Here is a 3,292-nt window from a genome sequence, read left to right as displayed (position 1 = left end):
GACGGGCGCCACCGCGCCTTCGCCGTCGCCGCCGGCGGCGCCGTCTGCGGCGACTGCCGCCCCGGCGGCGCCTCAGTGCCCGCGACCGCCTCCCTCGACCTCATGCGCGCCTTGGAATCCGGCGACTGGGCCAGCGCCACCGCCGCCGACCCCCGCCAGCGCGGCGAGGCCGCGGGCCTCATCGCCGCGCACTTCCAATGGCACTCCGAACGTCCACTGCGGACGCTCAAGTACGTGCCGCACTAGACGGCCCGCCCGGACGCCGTGCGGCCCGCCAGCCCCGGGGCCGTCGCCCGCCTACACGGTCCGCAGCAGGAACTCCGCGGTCAGACCCAGCAGCCGATCGCGCTCGGCGAGGCTGCGCGGGCTGTGGCCCATGCCCTCGACGTAGTGCAGTTCGAGCCGCGGGCCCCACACCTCCCGGTACGGGTCGATGTACTTCGCGCCCATCAGGCCGTCCTCGGTCCCGCCCGCCATGAACACCGGCCCGGCGTGGCGCCGCGCGGCCGCGAACTGGTCGAGGGTCGGCAGGTCGTCGAGGAACGCCTTCCCGAACGCGATGCCCTGGTAGTCGGCGTACCCGCGCTCGCGGATCTCCTCTTCGTACGGGCCCCGGCGCCAGAACGGCAGGTTCAGCGGCCCGCCCGAGGGCGCCCACATCCCGAGCGTGCGCAGCGGCCGCCGCCCTGCGACCAGCACGGAGGTCAACGCGCCCATGCTGAACCCGAGCACACCGATCCGCTCGGGGTCGAGCGCCCGGTTGCGGCCGAGCTGGTCGAGGACCGCGTCGAGCTGCGCGGCCTGGTCGGAGATGGAGAAGTCGACCGGGTCGCCGTCGGACTCCCCGAACGCCGCGAAGTCGAACCGGTACGCCGCCACGCCCTCGTCCGACAGGAGCCTGGCGAGCCGCGTGAACTCGTCGCGCGAACCCATCCGGTTCTCCCCGAACCCGTGGCACAGGACCACCGCCGGCGCGGGCTCGCGGTGCGGCTGGGGGAGGTGGAGCACGCCGCGGAGAGTGCGCCCGAGGTGCTCGGCGTTGAGAGGTTCCACGCGCCGAACGTAACAGAGCACGAGCTGCCGCGCCATGGGCCGAACCGGGCCCGATTACGATCGAGGCCGCCGCCGCGAGGCGGCCTCAGCCGAGCCGCCCTTGGAGGTCCAGTGAGCCGCACCTACGAGCCGCCGAAGCCGCACCCGTCGGGCGCGGTGCCGCCCGAGCTGCCGCGCGACCTCGTGCCGCGGCACGTCGCGCTGGTCATGGACGGCAACGGCCGCTGGGCCAAGGAGCGCGGGCTCAAGCGCACCGAGGGCCACACCATGGGCGAGGCGTCGCTGTTCGACACCATCGAGGGCGCCATCGAGATGGGCATCAGCACCGTCTCGGCGTACGCGTTCTCGACCGAGAACTGGCGCCGCAGCCCCGACGAGGTCCGCTGGCTCATGGGCTTCAACCGCGACGTCATCCACCGCCGCCGCGACGAGCTCCACGCCATGGGCGTGCGCATCCGCTGGGCCGGGCGCCGCCCGAAACTGTGGAAGAGCGTCATCAACGAACTCGAAGTGGCCGAGGAGATGTCGAAGCACAACGACAAGATCACGCTCCAGTTCTGCGTGAACTACGGCGGCCGCGCCGAGATCGCCGACGCCGCCGCGGCCCTCGCCCGCGACGTCAAGGCCGGGCGCCTCAACCCCGAGCGCGTCACCGAGAAGACCTTCGCCAAGTACCTCTACAACCCCGACCTGCCCGACGTCGACCTGTTCCTGCGCCCCTCCGGCGAGCAGCGCACCTCGAACTTCCTGCCCTGGCAGTCCGCGTACGCCGAGATGGTCTACCTCGACGTCCTCTGGCCCGACTTCGACCGCCGCCACCTGTGGCGCGCCTGCGAGATCTACGCCCGCCGCGACCGCCGCTTCGGCGGAGCCGAACCGAACCCGGTCGCCGCGGTCTGAGGCGGGCCTACCGGAACGGCGTGAACTCGCGCCCGCGCTCCTGGTCGGCGGCCAGCTTCTCGACCACGGTCTGGAGCTTGTCGATCCGCTCCAGCAGCAGCGCGGTGTCCGCGTGGATCTCGCCGTCCTCGTCGTCGATCTTCTGCGCCTCCTCCATCGAGGCCAGCACCACGCCGATCATGAGGTTCACCAGGATGAACGCGCCGAACAGGATGAACACCACGTAGTACGGCAGCGTCCACATGTTGTGCGCCATGCTGTCGCGGATGACGTTGCCCATGTCGTCGAACGCGACCAGCTGGAACAGGTTCAGCAGCGCCTTCCCGACCGAGCCGAAGTGCTCCGGGTCGGTCTCGTTGAACGCGATCCACCCGATCATCGCCCACAGGTACATGACCAGGCCGGTCAGCGCCATCACCCCGGCCGACTTCGGCAGCGCCTTCCCGGCCGCCACCAGGATCAGCCGCAGCGACGGCAGCGACCGGAAGATCCGCACGATCCGCGCCAGCCGCAGCAGCCGCAGGATCGTCACGTTCTCGCGCAGGCCCGGCAGGAACGACGCCACCACGATCACGAAGTCGAAGACGTTCCAGCCGTCCCGGAAGTACCGCCACGGCCGCCGCCCGAACGACAGGAGCCCCGCGATGACCTCCAGCGTGAAGAACGCCAGGCACACGTAGTCCACCCAGTGCAGGAACTCGCTGGCGACCCGCATCGCCGGCTCGAACGTCATCGCCCCCAGCACCGCCCCGTTCAGGACGATCACCGACATCGACACCACCTGGAACCGCCGGCTGGAGAGCAGCGCCCTGCAAGCGGCCGGGATACGGCTGGGGTCGGTACCTACGGTGGGAACGCGCACCCGGCCAGCGTAGTAAGTGCGAACACTCCTCCGCTCCCGAGGTGATCGGGCCGGTGACGCGATCGACCCCGCCCATGCCGCACAATAGGGCCGTGAGCGCCGACCTCGCCGACNNNNCCCGCCCCCGAGGCCCCGCCGCGGCCGCGGCGCCGCGGCCTCACCTCCATCGAGGCCCTCGCGCTCCTCCTCGTCTTCGGCCTCACCGCCCGGCCGGGCCTCACCGAGCTCTTCGCCGCCCCCGCCGCCCAGGCCTGGTCCGCCCGTTTCGTCGCCGTCTGCGTCCAGGCGTTCCCGTTCCTCGTCCTCGGCGTCGCCCTCTCCGCCGCGATCAGCGCGTTCGTGCCCGCCGACTTCTTCCACAAGGCCGTCCCCAAGCGCACCGCGCTCGCCGTCCCCGTCGCGGGCGTCGCCGGCGCGGTCCTGCCCGCCTGCGAGTGCGCGTCCGTGCCCGTCGCCGGGGCGCTCGTGCGCCGCGGC

5 protein-coding genes are annotated in these 3,292 nt (G+C 72.1%); 3 read left to right on the top strand and 2 right to left on the bottom strand.

Translation table 11 applies throughout. The annotated features are described in order from the left end of the window. On the top strand, positions 1-246 hold a 246-nt coding region (locus DI269_RS27950; protein WP_232822548.1), incomplete at its 5' end, for a DNA repair protein RecO C-terminal domain-containing protein. A 51-nt stretch (positions 247-297) separates the two neighbouring features. On the opposite strand, the gene DI269_RS00490 is transcribed toward DI269_RS27950, so the two are convergent. Further along, positions 298-1,053: an alpha/beta fold hydrolase gene (locus DI269_RS00490; RefSeq protein ID WP_157974664.1), complete on the bottom strand. Its 756-nt coding sequence runs from the start codon at positions 1,051-1,053 to the stop codon at positions 298-300. A 111-nt stretch (positions 1,054-1,164) separates the two neighbouring features. On the opposite strand from DI269_RS00490, the gene DI269_RS00485 reads away from it, so the two are divergent. Beyond that, on the top strand, positions 1,165-1,953 hold the full coding sequence (locus DI269_RS00485; protein ID WP_112133211.1) for an isoprenyl transferase: 789 nt from the start codon (positions 1,165-1,167) through the stop codon (positions 1,951-1,953). 7 nt (positions 1,954-1,960) lie between these two features. Here DI269_RS00485 and DI269_RS00480 read toward each other — a convergent pair whose 3' ends face one another. Continuing rightward, on the bottom strand, positions 1,961-2,815 hold the full coding sequence (locus tag DI269_RS00480; protein ID WP_157974663.1) for an ion transporter: 855 nt from the start codon (positions 2,813-2,815) through the stop codon (positions 1,961-1,963). Between the two features lie 117 nt (positions 2,816-2,932). Between DI269_RS00480 and DI269_RS00475 the strand changes: the two genes are divergently transcribed. Continuing rightward, positions 2,933-3,292: permease (locus DI269_RS00475; RefSeq protein ID WP_232822547.1), on the top strand; the 360-nt coding region annotated here is incomplete at both ends.

The sequence above is a fragment of the Glycomyces dulcitolivorans genome, from assembly GCF_003265355.1.
GTDB classification, from domain to species: domain Bacteria; phylum Actinomycetota; class Actinomycetes; order Mycobacteriales; family Micromonosporaceae; genus Glycomyces; species Glycomyces dulcitolivorans.
This window is presented reverse-complemented; position numbering and strand designations above follow the sequence as displayed.